The organism is Simiaoa sp. (assembly GCF_051972595.1).
Taxonomy (GTDB): Bacteria; Bacillota; Clostridia; order Lachnospirales; family Lachnospiraceae; genus Acetatifactor; species Acetatifactor hominis.
The window spans coordinates 14,916-33,036 of record NZ_JBOKRY010000032.1 but is presented as its reverse complement, the minus strand read 5'-3'; the positions used below and the strand labels follow the sequence as shown (position 1 = coordinate 33,036).

General features: G+C 46.6%; 14 protein-coding genes. 10 read left to right on the top strand and 4 right to left on the bottom strand.

Features of this window, described 5'->3' with window-relative positions:
* Window positions 1–107: 107 nt before the first annotated feature.
* From ACTRDR_RS10985 to dnaJ, 10 genes are all read left to right on the top strand, one after another.
* Window positions 108–1,736, top strand: a complete 1,629-nt coding sequence (locus ACTRDR_RS10985) for a tetratricopeptide repeat-containing diguanylate cyclase (protein WP_440527532.1) — start codon at window positions 108–110, stop codon at window positions 1,734–1,736.
* 76 nt (window positions 1,737–1,812) lie between these two features.
* Window positions 1,813–3,006: a pyridoxal phosphate-dependent aminotransferase gene (locus ACTRDR_RS10980; RefSeq protein ID WP_176863825.1), complete on the top strand. Its 1,194-nt coding sequence runs from the start codon at window positions 1,813–1,815 to the stop codon at window positions 3,004–3,006.
* Between the two features lie 110 nt (window positions 3,007–3,116).
* Complete coding sequence (locus ACTRDR_RS10975) at window positions 3,117–3,971, top strand: patatin-like phospholipase family protein (protein ID WP_440527531.1); 855 nt, start codon at window positions 3,117–3,119, stop codon at window positions 3,969–3,971.
* Between the two features lie 36 nt (window positions 3,972–4,007).
* Entirely contained in the window at window positions 4,008–4,919 is a 912-nt protein-coding gene (locus ACTRDR_RS10970; RefSeq protein ID WP_440527529.1) for an undecaprenyl-diphosphate phosphatase, read from the top strand.
* 118 nt (window positions 4,920–5,037) lie between these two features.
* Window positions 5,038–5,508: a DUF6465 family protein gene (locus ACTRDR_RS10965; protein ID WP_176863819.1), complete on the top strand. Its 471-nt coding sequence runs from the start codon at window positions 5,038–5,040 to the stop codon at window positions 5,506–5,508.
* A 223-nt stretch (window positions 5,509–5,731) separates the two neighbouring features.
* Window positions 5,732–7,126 carry a DUF2142 domain-containing protein gene (locus tag ACTRDR_RS10960; RefSeq protein WP_440527527.1) on the top strand — a complete coding sequence of 465 codons (1,395 nt, stop codon included), beginning with the start codon at window positions 5,732–5,734 and terminating at the stop codon, window positions 7,124–7,126.
* 151 nt (window positions 7,127–7,277) lie between these two features.
* On the top strand, window positions 7,278–8,306 hold the full coding sequence (hrcA, locus tag ACTRDR_RS10955; protein ID WP_176863815.1) for a heat-inducible transcriptional repressor HrcA: 1,029 nt from the start codon (window positions 7,278–7,280) through the stop codon (window positions 8,304–8,306).
* A 25-nt stretch (window positions 8,307–8,331) separates the two neighbouring features.
* Window positions 8,332–8,925 (top strand): nucleotide exchange factor GrpE, encoded by a 594-nt coding sequence (gene grpE, locus ACTRDR_RS10950; RefSeq protein ID WP_176863813.1) that lies wholly within the window; start codon window positions 8,332–8,334, stop codon window positions 8,923–8,925.
* 73 nt (window positions 8,926–8,998) lie between these two features.
* Window positions 8,999–10,879 (top strand): molecular chaperone DnaK, encoded by a 1,881-nt coding sequence (gene dnaK / locus ACTRDR_RS10945; protein ID WP_148448982.1) that lies wholly within the window; start codon window positions 8,999–9,001, stop codon window positions 10,877–10,879.
* 138 nt (window positions 10,880–11,017) lie between these two features.
* Complete coding sequence (gene dnaJ, locus ACTRDR_RS10940; protein ID WP_176863809.1) at window positions 11,018–12,193, top strand: molecular chaperone DnaJ; 1,176 nt, start codon at window positions 11,018–11,020, stop codon at window positions 12,191–12,193.
* A gap of 1,189 nt (window positions 12,194–13,382) precedes the next feature.
* Here dnaJ and ACTRDR_RS10935 read toward each other — a convergent pair.
* The 4 genes from ACTRDR_RS10935 to ACTRDR_RS10920 form a co-directional block, all read right to left on the bottom strand.
* Window positions 13,383–14,090, bottom strand: coding sequence for a LytR/AlgR family response regulator transcription factor (locus tag ACTRDR_RS10935; protein WP_440527524.1), 708 nt, complete (start codon window positions 14,088–14,090; stop codon window positions 13,383–13,385).
* A 115-nt stretch (window positions 14,091–14,205) separates the two neighbouring features.
* A complete protein-coding gene (locus ACTRDR_RS10930; protein WP_440527523.1) occupies window positions 14,206–14,487 on the bottom strand; it encodes a DUF1294 domain-containing protein in 282 nt (93 codons plus the stop codon).
* Window positions 14,488–14,542: 55 nt separating this feature from the next.
* A complete protein-coding gene (locus tag ACTRDR_RS10925) occupies window positions 14,543–15,769 on the bottom strand; it encodes an argininosuccinate synthase (protein ID WP_022153415.1) in 1,227 nt (408 codons plus the stop codon).
* Between the two features lie 303 nt (window positions 15,770–16,072).
* Window positions 16,073–17,818: an Rqc2 family fibronectin-binding protein gene (locus ACTRDR_RS10920; protein WP_440527521.1), complete on the bottom strand. Its 1,746-nt coding sequence runs from the start codon at window positions 17,816–17,818 to the stop codon at window positions 16,073–16,075.
* Window positions 17,819–18,121: the final 303 nt, after the last annotated feature.

The following is an 18,121-nucleotide window of genomic DNA, read 5'->3' as shown; positions in this document are numbered from 1 at the left end:
ACAGAGGCTTATAGCCTCAGAGCAAACCACCCGTTAGACGGGTGGTGGTGATTTTACGGAATGAATTGCAGTAAGGGGTTAAGGGGAGTTCACGGAAAGGAAACAGGATGGATTTAAACGGCTTACCACAGACCGTGCAGAACTTCATAAACGATACTATCCAATATAGAGAATCAGGCAACTGTCTGGACTATGACACCTGCCAGAAAATATTGGAGTATGCGGCAGATACCGGATCACAGAAGCTGACAGGGCTTGGACTCTATTATCTGGCGGAGTGTTATTGGCAGAAGGGCGAGTATGAGAACACCATGCAATGCCTTACAGAGAGTGTCGGCTGCCTGGAAAATGCCCGGATGTATGAGCTGTTGGCCAAAGCCCATAATATGATGGGAGCGGTGTCCGATCGGAAGAATAACCGGATGTTAGCGCTCAGCTCCTACTATAACAGCCTGAAATATGCGGAAAAATATCATTATTATTATATACAGGGCATGGCGGAGAGCAATATTGCCTATACCCTGGTCAGGATGCGCCTGAGGCAGGAGGCGATACAGCATTACCGTATAGCGATCGCCTGCTATGATAAGTCAGAAAAAACATATCATTTGAATTATAACAGGATCAACTGTATGATCGAGTGCGGCTGCTGTCACATGTACCTGGGAGAAATGGAAGAAGCCCTGCAGCTTTGGAATGAAATAGAGAAGATCCTCAGAGAAGCACCGGAAAGCTATTATTCGAAAATAACATTAGAAATGTATCGTATTCCCTGCGAATTATTAAAAGGGCATGAGGAAGAGGCTTTAAAACTTGCGTCAGATCTTCTGGAGCAATTGTCAGACCGGGATGTTTTTGAAGAGATCATGGATGAACTGGTGATCCTGGCGGGAATCCTGACTATCCTGCCCGATGGAAAATATCTGGAGGAACTGATCCGGATCATTGATGAAAAACATATTGAAGTGTATTACAATATCTTCCTGGATCTGTATCCTTTTAAAGTGCAGAGCATATTACGCAAAGGAGACATGGGGCAATATGTGAAATATACCCGGCAATATTTAGAAACTTATGAAAAATTCCGGCAGGAAAATCACCGTGCCTTAGTCAGTGTCATGGAATTACAGGACCGGTTGAGAAATGTAACGCTTGACAGAGAGAATATGAGAGCCTCTAACCGGGTACTGGAGGATCTTGCCATGCATGATGAACTGACGGAATTGGCTAATCGTACTTATTTGCACGAATATCTGACCGGCTGCTTTGAACACGCCTATGCACATGAGGAGGTCATGGGTGTGGAGCTTATGGACATTGATTTTTTTAAGGAATATAATGACCACTATGGGCACCTGGAGGGGGATCATTGCCTGAAATCCATCGCAGCAGTCCTTCAGAAGCACCAGATTCCGGGACAGATATTTTGTGCCAGATACGGTGGCGATGAATTTATGATCGTATATACCGGAATGACAGCAGAGCAGATCCGGAGAATTTCAGAGGACATTCTCAGAGAGGTCCGTGCATTAAAAATACCTCATGAGTGCAGTAGATGCAGTAAATATGTATCCGTCAGCCAGGGAGTCTTTGCAAGAATCCCGATGGAAAATAACAGAGAGTGGGATTTCACTTCCAGAGCGGATGATCTTCTCTATAAGGCAAAAAGCTGTGGAAGAGACGGCATCTGTCTGTCCACGGAAAAGTCCAGAGATAAGTTTATAGAGATCAAATAAACAGCGCAGAATCAAATTTGAAATTTGATTCGCGATTCCTCCGACGAAAGGAATCGCCTGCGGAAAGGAGATTGGTGTGTTAGTTCAGAAATACAAAGACATGCTGTCGGGAAAATCAGTGATCCGGCAGCTTTCGGAATTCGCTACGGCAAGAGGACAGGAGATCGGATACGAGAATGTATTTGATTACAGCCTGGGGAATCCTTCCGTTCCGGTTCCAAGAGAATTTACCGACCGTATGATCCATATGCTGGCGACGAAGGAACCGTTGGAACTGCACGGCTATAGTCCCAGCCTCGGTATTACAAGTGTCAGGGAGGCAATTGCGGAGAATCTGGAGAAGAGATTCGGCCTGCCCTATCGCAAAGAGCACATTTTTATGGCATCCGGGGCGGCGGGAGCGCTGGCACATGCTTTTCGTCTGGTGACGGAGCCGGGAGATGAGATCCTGACCTTTGCACCGTTTTTCCCGGAATATCATCCTTATGTGGATCTCACCGGGGCAGTACTGAAGGTGGTTCCGCCCAATCTGGAGAACTTCCAGATCAACTTCGAGGCGTTTGAAGAGATGCTGACAGAGAAGGTCAAGGCAGTACTGATCAATACTCCCAACAACCCCTCCGGTGTGGTATATTCCACCCCGACATTGCAGAGACTGGCAGATATCCTGAGAGAAAAGTCACGGGAATACGGTCATATTATTTATCTGATCTCTGATGAACCTTATCGTGAGATCGTGTTTGAAGGTGTGGACAGCCCCTGCGTATCCTATTTTTATGACAATACCATCATGTGCTATTCCTTCTCCAAATCCCTGTCCCTGCCGGGAGAACGTATCGGCTATGTGGCAGTGAACCCGGCATGTGAGGATGCGGAGACCATGATCAATATGTGCGGACAGATCTCCCGCGGTATCGGACATAACTGCCCTCCTTCCATTATCCAGCTGGCAGTAGCACAGGTACTGGACAAGACAGCGGATCTGTCGGTGTATGAGACGAATATGAATATCCTTTATAAAGAACTGATCGACCTGGGATTCACCTGCGTGAAGCCCGGTGGAACCTTCTACATTTTCCCGAAGGCGCTGGAAGAGGATGCTAAGGTATTCAGTCAGAAAGCATTGAAATATGATCTCGTTCTGGTACCGGGTGATAGCTTTGGTGCACCCGGATATTTCCGCATGGCCTACTGTGTGGACACGGAGAAGGTAGAGAGATCCCTGGAAGCTTTACGAAAGTTCGTGAAGAATGAGTATGCAACTATCTAGATAGTTGCATGGAGTGAATGCGAAAAACGAATTGTGCTTGCACGAATGAGCCTTTCGATATGCTGATGGGGTTCTGGATCGTTGCAGAAGCAGAAAGGAGAGTAATGCGAATGTATCAGGCAGGACTGGTATTGGAAGGCGGTGGCATGAAGGGTGTCTATACCGCCGGAGTGCTAGATTTTTTTACCGAAAAAGGAATTGACTTCTCCCATATCTATGGGGTATCTGCCGGAGCGTGCCATATGTGCAGCTATCTGTCCAGACAAAAGGGGCGGGCACTGAGTGTCAGTGTGGACTATCTGGATACGAGACGGTATTGCAGCCTGGAGAGCTTATTGACCAGCGGAGATCTGTTCAATGTGGATTTCTGTTATCACCTGATCCCGGAATATCTGTATCCGTATGACTATGAAACATTTGAAAAATATCCCGGCAAGGCTTACAGCGTGGTGACCAACATCGAGACGGGACAGCCGGAGTATCTGCGTGTCCGTGATATCCGCAAAGATATTGACAAGATCCGTGCTTCCGCATCCCTGCCGTTAGTGGCACGGAATGTAAAAATAGATGGGAAGCTGTATCTGGACGGTGGCATCAGCGATGCGATTCCTCTGGAGAAATCGATCCTGGACGGCAACCGCAAAAACATCGTTGTCATGACCAAGGAAGTGGGATTCGTGAGAAAACCCGCCTCCGCATCGCAGTTAGGACTCATAAAACTCAGATATCTGAAATATCCTAAAGTGTATGAACTCATGGCGGACAGACATATCCGTTATAATGAGAGCCTGGACTACATCGAAAGACAGGAGGAATGTGGCAAGGCATTTGTGATCCGCCCTCACAAAAAGAGTGATGTGGGACGGATCGAGAAAGACAAGGACAAACTGATCGCCTTATACGAAGAAGGTTATCGGGAAGCAGAAGCCTGCTACGAGGATCTGCTGGCATATCTGGAAAAGTAAGTACTAAAAATATAAGAAAGTAAAGAGAGAAAAGAAATGTTAGAAATCATCAAAGCAATTATTTACGGTATTGTAGAAGGTGTTACTGAATGGCTGCCGATCAGCAGCACGGGACATCTGATCCTGGTGGAACGTCTGATCCCTTTTAAGCAGACCAGCGAAGGCTTTTTCGATATGTTCGATGTAGTCATCCAGCTGGGAGCTATTTTAGCGGTGGTTGTATTGTTCTGGAACAAGATCTGGCCTTTTTATCTGAAGAAAAATAAGCAGCCGAAAAAGGGAGGCATTGTAAAATCCGCAAAAGATCCCGCAGTGGGAAATGTGGCACTGAGCATGGATGCATTCTGGATGTGGGTGAAGATCGTTGTGGCATGTATCCCGGCAGTCGTATACGGTCTGCTGTTTGATGATGCGGTGGGAGAAGCCTTCCAAAAAGAGATCGGAAGCAGTGGTGTTACAATTCAGGTTATCGTGGTAGCTGTAATGCTGGTAGTGGTCGGCGTACTGTTTATCGTGATCGAGAATTGGAATAAGGACCGTGTACCTACCACAACAAAATTGTCCCAGCTGACTTACAGAGATGCACTGATCATCGGTCTGTGCCAGCTGGTAGCGGCGGCACTGCCCGGAACCTCCCGCTCCGGAGCTACGATCCTGGGAGCCATTATGATTGGTATATCGAGAACAGTAGCGGCAGAATTCACCTTCTTTTTGGCAATTCCCGTTATGTTTGGAGCGAGTCTTCTGAAGGTATTGAAGTTTGGATTTGCATTCACGGGAATGGAGCTTGCCTGCTTGCTGGTCGGTACGGTGATATCCTTTATTGTATCCCTGTTCGTACTTCGCTTCCTGATGGGATATATCAAAAAGCATGACTTTAAGGTCTTCGGATGGTACCGGATCGTACTGGGGATTATCGTATTACTGTACTTCCTTGTATTCGCATAACAGTTGACAATTATAAGGAAATGGAATACACTACCCTTATCGAGCGCCGGAATACGGTACTTGTGAGGAGAATGAAAATGTTTTTTGTACATGATTCGTACAGAAGGGAGACGGTAACATGGCAATAGTTAAGAAAACTGTAGCACCAGTAGCAGCAGCGAAAGTGGAAGCGCCTAAGGCAGAAGTGAAGAAAGCAGCACCGACAACTCCAGTTAAGACAGAAACTAAGACCGCTGTGAAGGAAGCTGAGAAGGCACCCGTAGCAAAGGCCGAAGTAAAAGCACCTGTAAAGGCAGAGGTTAAAAAGCCCGCAGCTAAGAAAGAGACAGCAAAAAAGGAAACCGCTAAGAAAGCACCCGCTAAGAAACCCGCAGCAAAAAAGGCAGAGTTAAAGAGCGAGATCAGTGTTCAGTTCAGCGGCAAGTCCTATTCTCAGGAAGATCTGCTGAAGATTGCAAAGGATGTATGGAAATACGACCTGAAGCAGAAGGCAGCTGATCTGACCAGCATAGAATTATATGTAAAGCCCGAAGAGAACATGGTTTACTATGTAATGAACAAAGAGACCACCGGCAGCTTCTACATATAAACTATTCAGAGTAATAAAAAATAAGTATATATACGTTGAATGCTTGCATTCATAAGGATATATACTTATTTTTATATTACGAAGTAACCCTATGAGCAAAAGGAAAGCACCGCAGGTGCGGTTTTGCGAATAGGGTCTGAATAGTTTACCAGGCCCCAAAGTTGAATAATCACTTTGGGGTTTTTGTATCATTATTATGATCAAAATGTTAAAGGATGACAGAATGCAGAAAAAATCAGAAAAGATTATTTTTACATTATATCTGCTGGGTTTTCTGGCACTGGCGCTTACCATCGCCCTGCTGCAGCCCCTCGCCAATACACCGCCCCTATTCGGCAACCCGCCCGATGAGCATGCGAGATATCTGATCCCGCAGTTTATCTGCAAATACGGCAGAATACCCACGGGACTGGAGGAAGAAGTGCGGATTCCGGCGTATGGATTTTCTTATGCACTGTATAACGTATTTCCATATATTGTACAGGGGTATATCATGCGTTTTGTCAGCCTGTTTACGGAATCCGAGATCGCGTTGCTGTACACTGCACGCCTGGTGAATGTGACTTTCGGACTGCTGATGGCAGTCGTGGTATACTTTATCGGGAAGAGAGTATTTCAGGATGACAGATTCCGCTGGCTGTTCTGCTTTGCGGTGACCTACCTGCCGGAAGGACTGTTTATGCATACCTATGTGAATACGGATTCCTGTTGCATGTTGTCCACGGCGATGATGGTGTATGCACTGATCTGTGTTTACCGGGACGGCATCAATGTCCGAAACAGTCTGTGGATGAGCGGAGGCATTATTTTATGCGCACTTTCTTATTATAATGCCTATGGATATATCGTAAGCTGCATTTTGCTGTTTGTTATGTTCTTTTTACAGAAAAAGGAGAGCGGCGGCTATTCTTATGACTGGAAGAAGATGTTAAAATACGGATGCTTTATTGCGGCGGTGGTCCTGATAGGAATCGGCTGGTGGTTCATTCGAAGTTATATTGTACTGGACGGAGATCTGTTAGGGCTTGCCACCCGGGAAAAAATGGCAATACAGTATGCGATAGAGAGCGTGAATCCTCTGACGATGCAGACCTATCAGTCCATGGGATATACAGTATTCGAAATGTTCCGGGAACGTTATACCTTGTCCGGACTGTTTCACAGTTTTGTAGGGGCATTCGGTTCTATGTCCATATATGGCTCCATCTGGCTGTATCGGGCATATAAAGTTTTTTTTGCCGCAGGCATTGTGGGAGCGCTTCTGTATCTGATCCGCTATAAAGTGCGGAGGAAGATATCCGGAAGAGAATGGTTCTTTCATATAAATATGTTGTATTGCATTTTCATGCCGGTTTTTCTGACGATTTATTATGCATATACCACGGATTATCAGAACCAGGGACGTTACCTGCTCCCGGCACTGCTTCCGTTAATGTATTACATGATAAAAGGGATTCAGAAGCTTTCGGAAATCAGCTTCAGAGGCAGGACTTTTCCGAGATGGCTGGTAAATGCAGGCATTGCGGTATGCTTTCTGATCATTATCGGAGGCACAATAGATATGGTATATGTACGGGCGCTTCCCGTATATTTGGAGACAGGACTGGTACTGGAATAGTGCCGGTTCTGTTTTTATATTTTATTAATAATCTTTAGAATTATTTTCCGGAAAATCGGTTGACAATAATACCCGGTAGTGATATTTTAGGGTAAGAAGATGTTAGCACTCCTTTTAGATGAGTGCTAATAATCCCAAAGGGAGTGATGGAATGCAATTGGATGACAGAAAAACAATTATATTGCAAGCCATTATCCGGAACTACTTGGAAACGGGAGAGCCGGTAGGCAGCAGAACCATTTCGAAATATACGGATCTGAATTTAAGCTCGGCAACCATTCGGAACGAGATGTCAGATCTGGAGGAGATGGGTTATATCATACAGCCCCACACTTCCGCAGGAAGAATTCCGTCCGATAAGGGATATCGCTTCTATGTGGATACCATGATGGCGACCAGAGAGCAGGAAGTCAATGAGATGAAGGATATGCTCTTAGAGAGACAGGATAAGCTGGAGAACCTGTTAAAGCAGGTAGTTAAGACTCTGGCTCAGAACACACAGTATGCCACCATGATCAGCGCTCCGCAGGTACATCACAACAAGTTGAAGTTCATCCAGCTGTCCCGGGTAGATGCCGGACAGATTTTGGCAGTCATCGTTGCCGAAGGTAATGTGATCAAGAACAATATCCTGGCGGTGAATCAGGAACTGGATGATGAGACAATGCTGAAACTGAACATCCTGTTGAACACACACCTCAATGGATTGTCCATGGAGGAGATCAACTTAGGGATGATCGCAGCGATGAAGCAGCAGGCCGGAATCCACAGTGAGATCGTCAGTGAGGTGATCGATGCCGTGGCAGATGCCATCAAGGCAGATGAAGACCTGGAGATCTACACCAGCGGCGCGAACAACATTTTCCGGTATCCGGAACTGGCAGATCAGTCCAAGGCAAGTGAACTGATCAATGCTTTCGAGGAGAAGCAGCAGTTAGGCGGTCTGATCCAGGAATCCCTGGCAGACGAAGGCAGCACAGGTATTCAGGTGTACATCGGAGACGAGACACCGGTGCAGGGCATGAAGGACTGCAGTGTTGTGACAGCTACTTATGAATTAGGCGAAGGCATGAAGGGAACCATAGGAATCATAGGTCCCAAGAGAATGGATTATGACAAGGTCATCGGAACGCTGAGAACCGTACAGAACCAGTTGGATGACCTTTACCGCAAAGAATAGACAGATTCCAGAAAGGAAAGTAAGAATGGCAGATCAGGAAAAAGAAATATTAGAGGAAGAAATGGAACAGGATCTTTCAGATGCCGAAGAGCTGAAGGAAGAAGAGACAGAAAATGAGGAGCCCGTGAGCAAGGAAGACAAAAAGGCAGCAAAGAAGCAGGCGAAGTTCAGCAAAAAGGAAGATTCCTACAAGGAGAAGATCGATCAGCTGGAAGACAGAGTAAAGCGTCAGATGGCAGAGTTCGAGAACTTCCGTAAGAGAACCGATAAAGAGAAACAGGCAATGTTCGATACCGGTGCCAAGAGTGTGATCGAGAAGATCCTTCCGGTAGTAGATAATTTTGAAAGAGGTCTGGCAACGGTTCCCGAGGAATCCAAAGAAGATCCTTTTGTAGACGGTATGAACCGTATCTACAAACAGCTGATGACAGAGCTTGAGAACATCGGTGTAAAACCCATCGAGGCAGTCGGACAGGAATTCGACCCGAATCTTCATAACGCAGTGATGCAGGTGGAGAGCGATGAGTATGAATCCGGTGTGGTAGCCCAGGAACTTCAGAAGGGCTACACATATCATGACATGGTCGTAAGACACAGCATGGTAGGCGTTGTTCAATAATTTGATTATCACATTTTTTTGAAAATAGAAACTATAAAATGAAAACAGAGAATAAAAACAGGAGGAAAATATTATGAGTAAGATTATTGGTATTGACTTAGGTACAACCAACAGCTGTGTAGCTGTTATGGAAGGTGGTAAACCCACCGTTATCGCAAATACAGAAGGCGCAAGAACCACACCCTCTGTTGTAGCATTTACCAAGACCGGTGAGAGACTGGTCGGTGAGCCTGCAAAGCGTCAGGCAGTTACCAACGCAGAGAAGACCATCTCCTCTATTAAGAGAGATATGGGTACTGACCGTGGCCGTACCATCGACGGCAAAAAGTACTCTCCTCAGCAGATTTCCGCTATGATCCTGCAGAAGCTGAAAGCAGATGCAGAGAGCTATCTGGGTGAGAAAGTTACCGAGGCAGTTATTACAGTTCCCGCATACTTCAATGATGCTCAGCGTCAGGCTACCAAGGATGCAGGTAAGATCGCAGGCCTGGATGTAAAGCGTATCATCAACGAGCCTACCGCAGCAGCACTTGCTTATGGCCTGGACAATGAGAAAGAGCAGAAGATTATGGTATACGACCTTGGTGGTGGTACCTTCGATGTATCTATCATCGAGATCGGTGACGGTGTCATCGAAGTACTGGCTACCAACGGTGATACACACCTTGGCGGTGATGATTTCGATAACAAGATCATTCAGTGGATGCTGGATGAATTCAAGAAGGCAGAAGGTGTAGATCTGTCCGGCGATAAGATGGCTATGCAGAGACTGAAGGAAGCAGCTGAGAAGGCTAAGAAAGAGCTGTCCAGCGCAATGACCACCAACATTAACCTTCCTTTCATTACCGCAACCGCAGAAGGACCTAAGCACTTTGATATGAACTTAACCCGTGCTAAGTTCGATGAACTGACCAGAGATCTGGTTGACAAGACCGCTATCCCCGTACAGAACGCTATGAAGGATGCAGGCCTGAATTATTCTGATCTGGGCCAGGTACTGTTAGTAGGTGGTTCCACACGTATCCCTGCTGTACAGGATAAGGTAAGAGCATTGACCGGTAAAGAGCCCAGCAAGTCTCTGAATCCTGATGAGTGCGTAGCAATCGGTGCTTCTATCCAGGGTGGTAAGCTTGCCGGTGATGCAGGTGCCGGTGATATTCTGTTACTGGATGTAACTCCTCTGTCTCTGTCCATTGAGACCATGGGTGGTGTTGCAACCAGACTGATCGAGAGAAATACAACCATTCCTACCAAGAAGAGCCAGATCTTCTCTACCGCTGCTGATAATCAGACCGCAGTAGATATCAACGTAGTACAGGGTGAGCGTCAGTTCGCCAAGGATAATAAGTCCCTCGGACAGTTCCGTCTGGACGGTATTGCTCCCGCTCCCAGAGGAATCCCTCAGATCGAGGTTACCTTCGATATTGATGCCAATGGTATCGTAAATGTATCCGCTAAGGATCTGGGTACCGGCAAGGAGCAGCACATCACCATTACCGCAGGCTCCAACATGTCCGATTCCGATATCGAGAAGGCTGTCAAGGAAGCAGCTGAATTCGAAGCACAGGATAAGAAGCGTAAGGAAGCTATCGAGGCAAGAAACGAAGCAGACTCCTTCGTATTCCAGACAGAGAAGGCTCTGAACGAAGTAGGTGACAAGGTGCCCGAGAGTGACAAGACTCAGGTACAGGCTGATCTGGAAGCTGTTAAGGCTATCCTGGAGAGAACCAAGGATCAGGAGATGAGCGACAGCGATGTAGATGAGCTGAAGGCTGCAAAAGAGAAACTGACCCAGAGTGCACAGTCTGTATTCACCAAGATGTATGAGCAGGCTGCACAGGCACAGCAGGGCGCTCAGGGCGCAGGTCCTGACATGAATGCACAGGCCGGCGGCAGCAACGCAGGTTCTTCCGCAGATGATGATGTCATCGACGGAGATTTCAGAGAAGTATAAATAACTTCACAAACAGAGCAATCCGTGGTATAACAGTAAATGCTGTGTAACAGTGATTGCGATAACAGGAGGCACAGGGTATGCGAAAGCGTGCCCTGTGCATAACCGTCTTAAGATTTATGTGATAGAGGTGCAAAAATGGCAGAGCAAAAGAGAGACTATTACGAGGTCCTCGGTGTAGATAAGAATGCAGATGATGCTGCAATCAAAAAAGCATACCGTGTACTGGCGAAAAAATACCATCCCGACATGAACCCCGGAGACAAGGAGGCAGAACAGAAGTTTAAAGAAGCTTCCGAGGCTTATGCCGTGCTGAGTGATCCCGAGAAGAGACGTCAGTATGATCAGTATGGTCATGCGGCATTTGACGGCGGTGCAGGCGGAGCCGGTGGATTTGATTTCAGCGGAACTGATTTCAGCGATATCTTTGGTGATATTTTCGGAGATTTCTTTGGTGGCGGAAGAAGCAGAAATTCTCAAAATAACGGACCCAGGAAGGGCGCAGATGTCCGCATCAGTGTTCAGATTACGTTTGAAGAAGCTGTTTTTGGCTGTAAAAAGGAGATTGAGCCTACGGTAAAAGAGACCTGTAAGACCTGTAACGGTTCCGGAGCAAAGCCCGGTACCAGCCCGGAGACCTGCACAAAGTGCGGTGGTAAGGGTCAGGTAGTATATAACTCACAGTCTCTCTTCGGCACGATGCGTACAGTACACACTTGCCCCGAATGTCAGGGAACCGGCAAAGTGATCAAGGAGAAGTGTCCGGATTGTCGTGGTACCGGATACATTCCGATGAAGAAACGTTATGAGGTAGTAATTCCCGCAGGTATTGACAACGGTCAGGCTGTTCGTGAGCCCGGTCTGGGAGAGCCCGGTGTTAACGGCGGTCCCAGAGGTGATGTGCTGTTAGAAGTGCGTGTAGGTCGTCATCCCATTTTCCAGAGACAGGATTTCAATATCTTCTCTACCGTTCCGATCTCTTTTGCAGTAGCTGCATTGGGCGGAGAAATATTGATCGATACCGTAGACGGTAAGGTAGTCTATGATGTAAAGGCAGGAACCCAGACAGATACGAAGATTCGTCTTCGCGGCAAGGGTGTTCCTTCCTGGAGAAATAAGGATGTTCGCGGTGACCATTATGTAACACTGGTGGTACAGACTCCCGATAAGCTGAAGCCGGAGGCAAAGGAACTGTTAAAGCAGTTTGATGCGCTGACAGGAGATTCCCTGAATGCGGTGAAGAAGACAACGGAAAGCGGAGAGGGAGACAACAAGGAGCCGAAGGACGGCAAAAAAAAGAAATTTTGGAAATAAGATTAGCAGCGCTTTTTGCTGACATCTTATGAATAACGAGGCTCATAGCGTAGAGCTCTGTATTTAAAATCCTATTTTTTACTAAAAAAATACAAAAATATGAGATTTTGCCATGCAAAAAGCCGTTATTTTCGCTGAGCGTGCAAAATGAAGAAATTCCGTACAAAAATTCCGGATTTAGGAATTTTTTTGTACGGAATTCATTGTTTTTAGAGTTTTTACACCAAACTAACTTGAGAGTTAGTGAAGAAGCCACGAACGCCCGCGGCGAACGGAACATCACGCCTTGATGTCGCGTCTCCGGGTGTGAATTTTCTAATGAAAAGTGATACAGTGGTTCTCATCATGACGGGGTCGCCTACACGCGCCATCCATGGCGCGGATCGGCTGACGCGGACATCGTGTCCGCTTTCCCCCTGTCTTTTAACACTTTTCAAGAAAATATCAACACCCTCCGACAGACATCGTGGCATGACATTCCGTCCACCGTGGGCGTTCTGTGTTTTGAAAATCCCATGAAAAAATACTGAGTCTATCTCTTGTTACTGGTTTCTGTATTCCTCCAAAGTCATTTACATACTTAATTCTTATTTTTAAATTTTATACATGTGTTTCCTAAAGCGATTTACATACCTATTTTCCATTTTAGCCTATTGCGCATGTGTTTTCCCGGTTATCATACATGCCGGATCATTATTTCTTGCTTTAAAGCATGTATTTTCCGACTTGTTATACATACCTAATTATGACTTTTGAATTATTCGCATGTATTTCCTACTTTATTGCACATACCTAATTCTTGTTTTAAAATTGTGCGCATGTATTTCTTGATTTTTCGCACATACTAGATTCTTGTTTTTAATTTCCGCACATGTATTCTCAAATGCTCTGCCTAAATAATTGGGATGTTTTTCATAACCCAGCAGAAAGGGACTGCTCCCTCGGGCGTAGATGCGGCGGAGACTGTGAGATTTTCTTGGAAAGTGGTTGAGCCGCAGGGGCAACGCGAACACGATGTTCGCGTTAGCCGATAAGTGCCATGGATGGCAACGTAAAGGCGGCCCCGTCATGATGAAAAGCACCTGGCCACTTTCCTTTAGAAAATCCACAGTTGTAGCTAGCATCCGAGTCCGGGGCGGGCAGCCCTTTCTGCGTGGATTTTAGAACAACTATTTCACTAACTCTCAAGTTACGCATGATACTCTGCCAGAAGCTGTTTTGCGTAAGCAACGCAGTCTCTGTGCAGAGGAAACTTTTTTCCATCGCACATGATGACTTTACGGAATCCCAGCTTCTCCATGTATCTGCCGTTGAGGATGGCCTTAACGGTAGGGGCAAAGAAGGTGGGATGATTTTCGATCTGGGAGAATAAATTGATCGCGGTGGTAGCGACTTTTATGGTACGACCGTCCTTCAGGGTTACAATGACGTTGCGTCCCTCTTCCTCAGCGTAGAGGATGTCCGGTTCGGTCACATAGATAGTATCCTCATCCTCACGAAGCTCGATGAGGGGAACCGCTTTCGCCATGATCTCCAGAGCATGGTCAATGCTCTGTGCCAGTTCCGCTACTTTGATGGGCTTGTCTAGGAAGATGACATTTTCCGGATAGGTCTGTTCCCTGTAATTGATCTTAGAACAGCATAATACGATGGGCGCGTTGACACCCTGCGCTGTGAGGGCATTGACCACATCGGTACCGGTGGTTCCTTCTGTCAGACACATGTCGATATAAAAAGCATCATACTGCATGGGATTGGACAGTAGAGAAGCAGAATTGCCGAAAGAATCGGTATAAATGATCCCGGTAGATGCAGCGCGTTTGTCGGATTCCCGCTTTAACAAGCGCTCTAACTGTTTTCTGTCGGCTACATTATCATCACATACTGCTATATGCATATCGACACCTCCCAAATATACGCGGTAGACAGCCAACCAGGACCTTCTCCGTAAAAATTACTCATCTGTAAAGCCCTAAAGAATCAGCTTACATAATGTCAGTATAGCATAACTCTTACTTGAATAAAAGGATAAAAAGCAGTATCTGTACCACAAGGATCACCGGCATTCCGTATTTGAAATACCAGTGTTTCGTCTTATGGCGGAAATGCTGCATTCCAAGGATACATCCCAGGCTGCCGCCCAATATCGCCGTTAAAAAAAGAGAAGCCTCCGAGATGCGCCAGGCACCCCGGATGGCTCTTTTTTTATCGACGCCCATGATGATGAATCCTGCCAGGTTGATACCGATCAGATAGATCAGTCCCACGGCAGTAATTGACTGCATTGTAATCATAGACACCTCTTAATGTATCATTCGTGAATTTACTCACAAAATTGCTGAATAACTTTTAGTTGCCGAGCTTCTTCTCGTTCTCCTGCAGCTTCATGGCACGAACCTTCAGGGACAGACCAAACAGATTGATGAAGCCTTCTGCATCGTGATGGTCATACAGATCACCGGTGGTGAAGGAAGCCAGGTTCTCATTGTACAGAGAGTAAGGAGAAGTGGTTCCCGCCTTGATGATGTTGCCCTTGTAGAGCTTGAATTTCACTTCACCGGTTACATATTCCTGGGTCTTTTCGATGAAAGCCTGCTCAGCCTCACGGAGAGGAGTGAACCATTTGCCTTCGTATACCAGGCTTGCGAACTTTGCACCCATTTCCTTCTCGAATGCGTATGTATCACGGTCTAAGATCAGTTCTTCTAACTGCTGGTGAGCCTCCATGAGGATGGTGCCGCCGGGAGTCTCATAGACACCACGGGACTTCATACCTACAACACGGTTCTCTACGATATCTACGATACCGATACCGTGCTTGCCGCCCAATTTGTTCAGGGTACGGATGATATCGGATACCTTCATTTTCTCGCCGTTAACGGAAGTGGGAACACCCTTTTCAAAAGTCATGGTCACATACTCGCCCTCATCGGGAGCCTTCTCGGGAGTTACGCCTAAGACAAGCAGATGCTCGTAGTTAGGTTCGTTGCCGGGATCTTCCAGCTCCAGACCTTCGTGGCTGATGTGCCAGATATTACGGTCACGGCTGTAGGAAGAATCGGTGGAGAAAGGAAGATGAATACCATGAGCCTTACAGTACTCGATCTCGGATTCACGGGAATCCATGTTCCACTTGTCGCTTCTCCAGGGAGCAATGATCTTAATATCGGGAGCCAGAGCCTTGATACCTAACTCGAAACGGATCTGGTCATTACCCTTACCGGTAGCACCGTGGCAGATGGCAACAGCTCCTTCTTTTCTGGCAATCTCTACCAGCTTCTTGGCGATCAGAGGTCTTGCCATGGAAGTACCTAACAGGTACTTGTTCTCGTATACGGCATGAGCCTGGACACAGGGAACAATATAATCATCACAGAATTCATCGATAACATCTTCAATATACAGCTTGGAAGCGCCGCAGGCCTTGGCTCTTTCTTCCAGACCGTCCAGTTCCTCTGCCTGTCCGCAGTTGACACAGACACAGATAACTTCGTAGTCGAAATTCTCCTTCAGCCAGGGAATGATAGCGGTAGTATCCAGACCGCCGGAATAAGCTAAAACTACTTTTTCCTTCATGATAAAATCCTCCGTTTTATAGTGTGTATGATGCCGGAAGCAAAAGCCTAAAAGCACGGAGCGATCTGCAATGGCATCAGATATCAGGATCGTTTGTTACGCTCTGACAATTACTATACAACATTATATTCGCAAAAGCAAGCAGAAAAATTGCATAAATAAATCAAAATATGAATAAAACAAATTAAAATATGCACATAAATGTATAAAACAAGAATTATACAGTATAATTATGCATAAAATAAAATATCTGATGCATAGAGCGGCAGTGGTTGATCACATCACACCGAAAACAGGTCAGGGTCAGTCACTGATCTTTTCGATGCCTGAGATATCGCTGTCGATCATCAGGGAGTAGTTCGTATAATAGACTACAAACCCCGGCTTGGCACCGGCAGGCTTTTTGACCTGTTTTTTCTGGACGTAGTCGATCTCCACTTTCTCCTGTTCCCGACCCTTGGAGTAGTAAGCCGCCAGTCTGCCCGCCTCTTCAAAAGTACGGTCCGGCAGCTCCTTTCCCTCGGTCTTTACCACCACGTGGGAGCCGGGGATGCCTTTGGCATGGAACCACCAGTCATTTCCGGTGGCGAATTTGAAGGTCAGTTCGTCATTCTGGAAATTATTTTTCCCTACGTAAATATGAAAACCGTCGCTGCTTAAATAGTGGAAAGGCCTGCTGGTGATCTTCGCCTTTTTCGTGCCGCCCCTTCTGCGGATGTAACCGCTCTGGGTCAGCTCTTCTTTGATCTCCACCAGATCTTCTTCTTTCAGGGCAATGTCCAGTGCGGTGCTGATGGTCTCCAGATGATCGATCTCTTCTTTTACCTGGCAGGTCAGCTCGGACAGTGCTTCATAAGTACGCTTTAACTTGCCATATTTGTCGAAGTATTTTTTCGCATTTTCCGTGGCGGAGAGGGTGGGATCCAGGGGAATCGTCACCGGCTCATTTGTATAATAATTCACGGCGGTGAGGGATCTGTCGCCGGGCTTTGCGCTGTAACCGTAGGTATTGAGCAGTTCACCGTAGATGCGGTATTTTTCCCGCTTCTCCGTGTCCTTCATCTGGGTCAGCTGGAGGTCATATTTCTTAATATCACGTTCCAGGGCTGTCTGCACGATACGGCGCAGATCGGAAGATTTCTGGCGGATCCTTGTTAATGTATTTTTCTCCGCATAAAAATGCTCCAACAGAGCGGACATGGAAGTGTAGGATTCCAAATGATCCGCTCCCGAGCCGTACATCGTCAGAGGAACCGCTGCGTATTCCACGGGCCGGGTGCCGGTGTAGGCGATGCATGGAGAGAAGGCTTCTTCCTTAATAGAAGTGACCATTTCGGAAAATGCTCTGTATAAAGCATGGTAATCCTCGGGTGTCAGTGCCGCCGTAGGACAATCCCCGTCGAGACCGGCCTCGTGGCACAGTTCCTGCGCCAGTACCGGCGAGATACCGGTGAAACTTCCGTAGATCGCCTTGAAGATTGGCTGAGGCTTGGCGGCAAGCGCTTCACGGAACGTATTCTCACCGCAGGTAAGGGCATCCAGCTTGTCCTGTGTATGGGCGATGAAGTAAGGCTTGCCGGGCAGGACCTCTCTTACACTGCTGACCGCAGCGGATACGTGCTTGATGCTGTCGATGATCATATTATCGTCGTTACAGAAGATCAGGTTACTGTGCTTGCCCATCAGTTCCATGACCAGCGTCTTGTGACGCAGATCCCCCATCTCGTCGAGATGCTCGATATCGATATGCACGATACGCTCTAATCCCGGCTGGGAGATGTTCATGATACGGCCGTTCTGTAAGTGCTTGCGCAGCAGCATACAGAAGTTGGGAGCCGTCATGGGGCTTTGTTTGTTGCTTTCCGTCAGATAGATCAGGGGAAGGGAAGCACTGGCGGACAGAAGCAGTCTCTTTTGCCCTGTGGGCTGCTTGATGGTCAGCAACAGTTCATCGTTCTCCGGCTGGGCGATCTTGTACAGCCTTCCGCCGATCAGTTCTTTTTTCAGTTCAGATATTACACAGGCAATGGTAACGCCGTCAAAAGCCATAATTTCCTCATTTCCGCTCCTGTAGGAGCTAAAAAATAGATGCGCGGATTGCATTGCGCAGCACACTTATTGTAGCAGATTTTAATCGGAAAAGAAAGTACGGTAAAAACAGCGTGAATATTATTCCACTATATTGCATAAAAACATAAAAAAAGTATGAATAAGCGCATAAATATACATATCAATCCAAAAAACATGCATAAAAATAAAAAAAGTAGTAGACATTTAGGAAGAAAGTGGTATCATGGAACTATTCAGAGTCAGATGAATATCGGCAAATATTCGTCGAATGCTCGCATTCGT

Coding starts and splice junctions, on each gene's coding strand:
- ACTRDR_RS10985 (WP_440527532.1), top strand. CDS start 108: ATGGATTTAAACGGCTTACCACAGACCGTGCAGAACTTCATAAACGAT.
- ACTRDR_RS10975 (WP_440527531.1), top strand. CDS start 3,117: ATGTATCAGGCAGGACTGGTATTGGAAGGCGGTGGCATGAAGGGTGTC.
- ACTRDR_RS10970 (WP_440527529.1), top strand. CDS start 4,008: ATGTTAGAAATCATCAAAGCAATTATTTACGGTATTGTAGAAGGTGTT.
- ACTRDR_RS10965 (WP_176863819.1), top strand. CDS start 5,038: ATGGCAATAGTTAAGAAAACTGTAGCACCAGTAGCAGCAGCGAAAGTG.
- ACTRDR_RS10960 (WP_440527527.1), top strand. CDS start 5,732: ATGCAGAAAAAATCAGAAAAGATTATTTTTACATTATATCTGCTGGGT.
- hrcA (WP_176863815.1), top strand. CDS start 7,278: ATGCAATTGGATGACAGAAAAACAATTATATTGCAAGCCATTATCCGG.
- grpE (WP_176863813.1), top strand. CDS start 8,332: ATGGCAGATCAGGAAAAAGAAATATTAGAGGAAGAAATGGAACAGGAT.
- dnaK (WP_148448982.1), top strand. CDS start 8,999: ATGAGTAAGATTATTGGTATTGACTTAGGTACAACCAACAGCTGTGTA.
- dnaJ (WP_176863809.1), top strand. CDS start 11,018: ATGGCAGAGCAAAAGAGAGACTATTACGAGGTCCTCGGTGTAGATAAG.
- ACTRDR_RS10935 (WP_440527524.1), bottom strand. CDS start 14,090: ATGCATATAGCAGTATGTGATGATAATGTAGCCGACAGAAAACAGTTA.
- ACTRDR_RS10930 (WP_440527523.1), bottom strand. CDS start 14,487: ATGATTACAATGCAGTCAATTACTGCCGTGGGACTGATCTATCTGATC.
- ACTRDR_RS10925 (WP_022153415.1), bottom strand. CDS start 15,769: ATGAAGGAAAAAGTAGTTTTAGCTTATTCCGGCGGTCTGGATACTACC.
- ACTRDR_RS10920 (WP_440527521.1), bottom strand. CDS start 17,818: ATGGCTTTTGACGGCGTTACCATTGCCTGTGTAATATCTGAACTGAAA.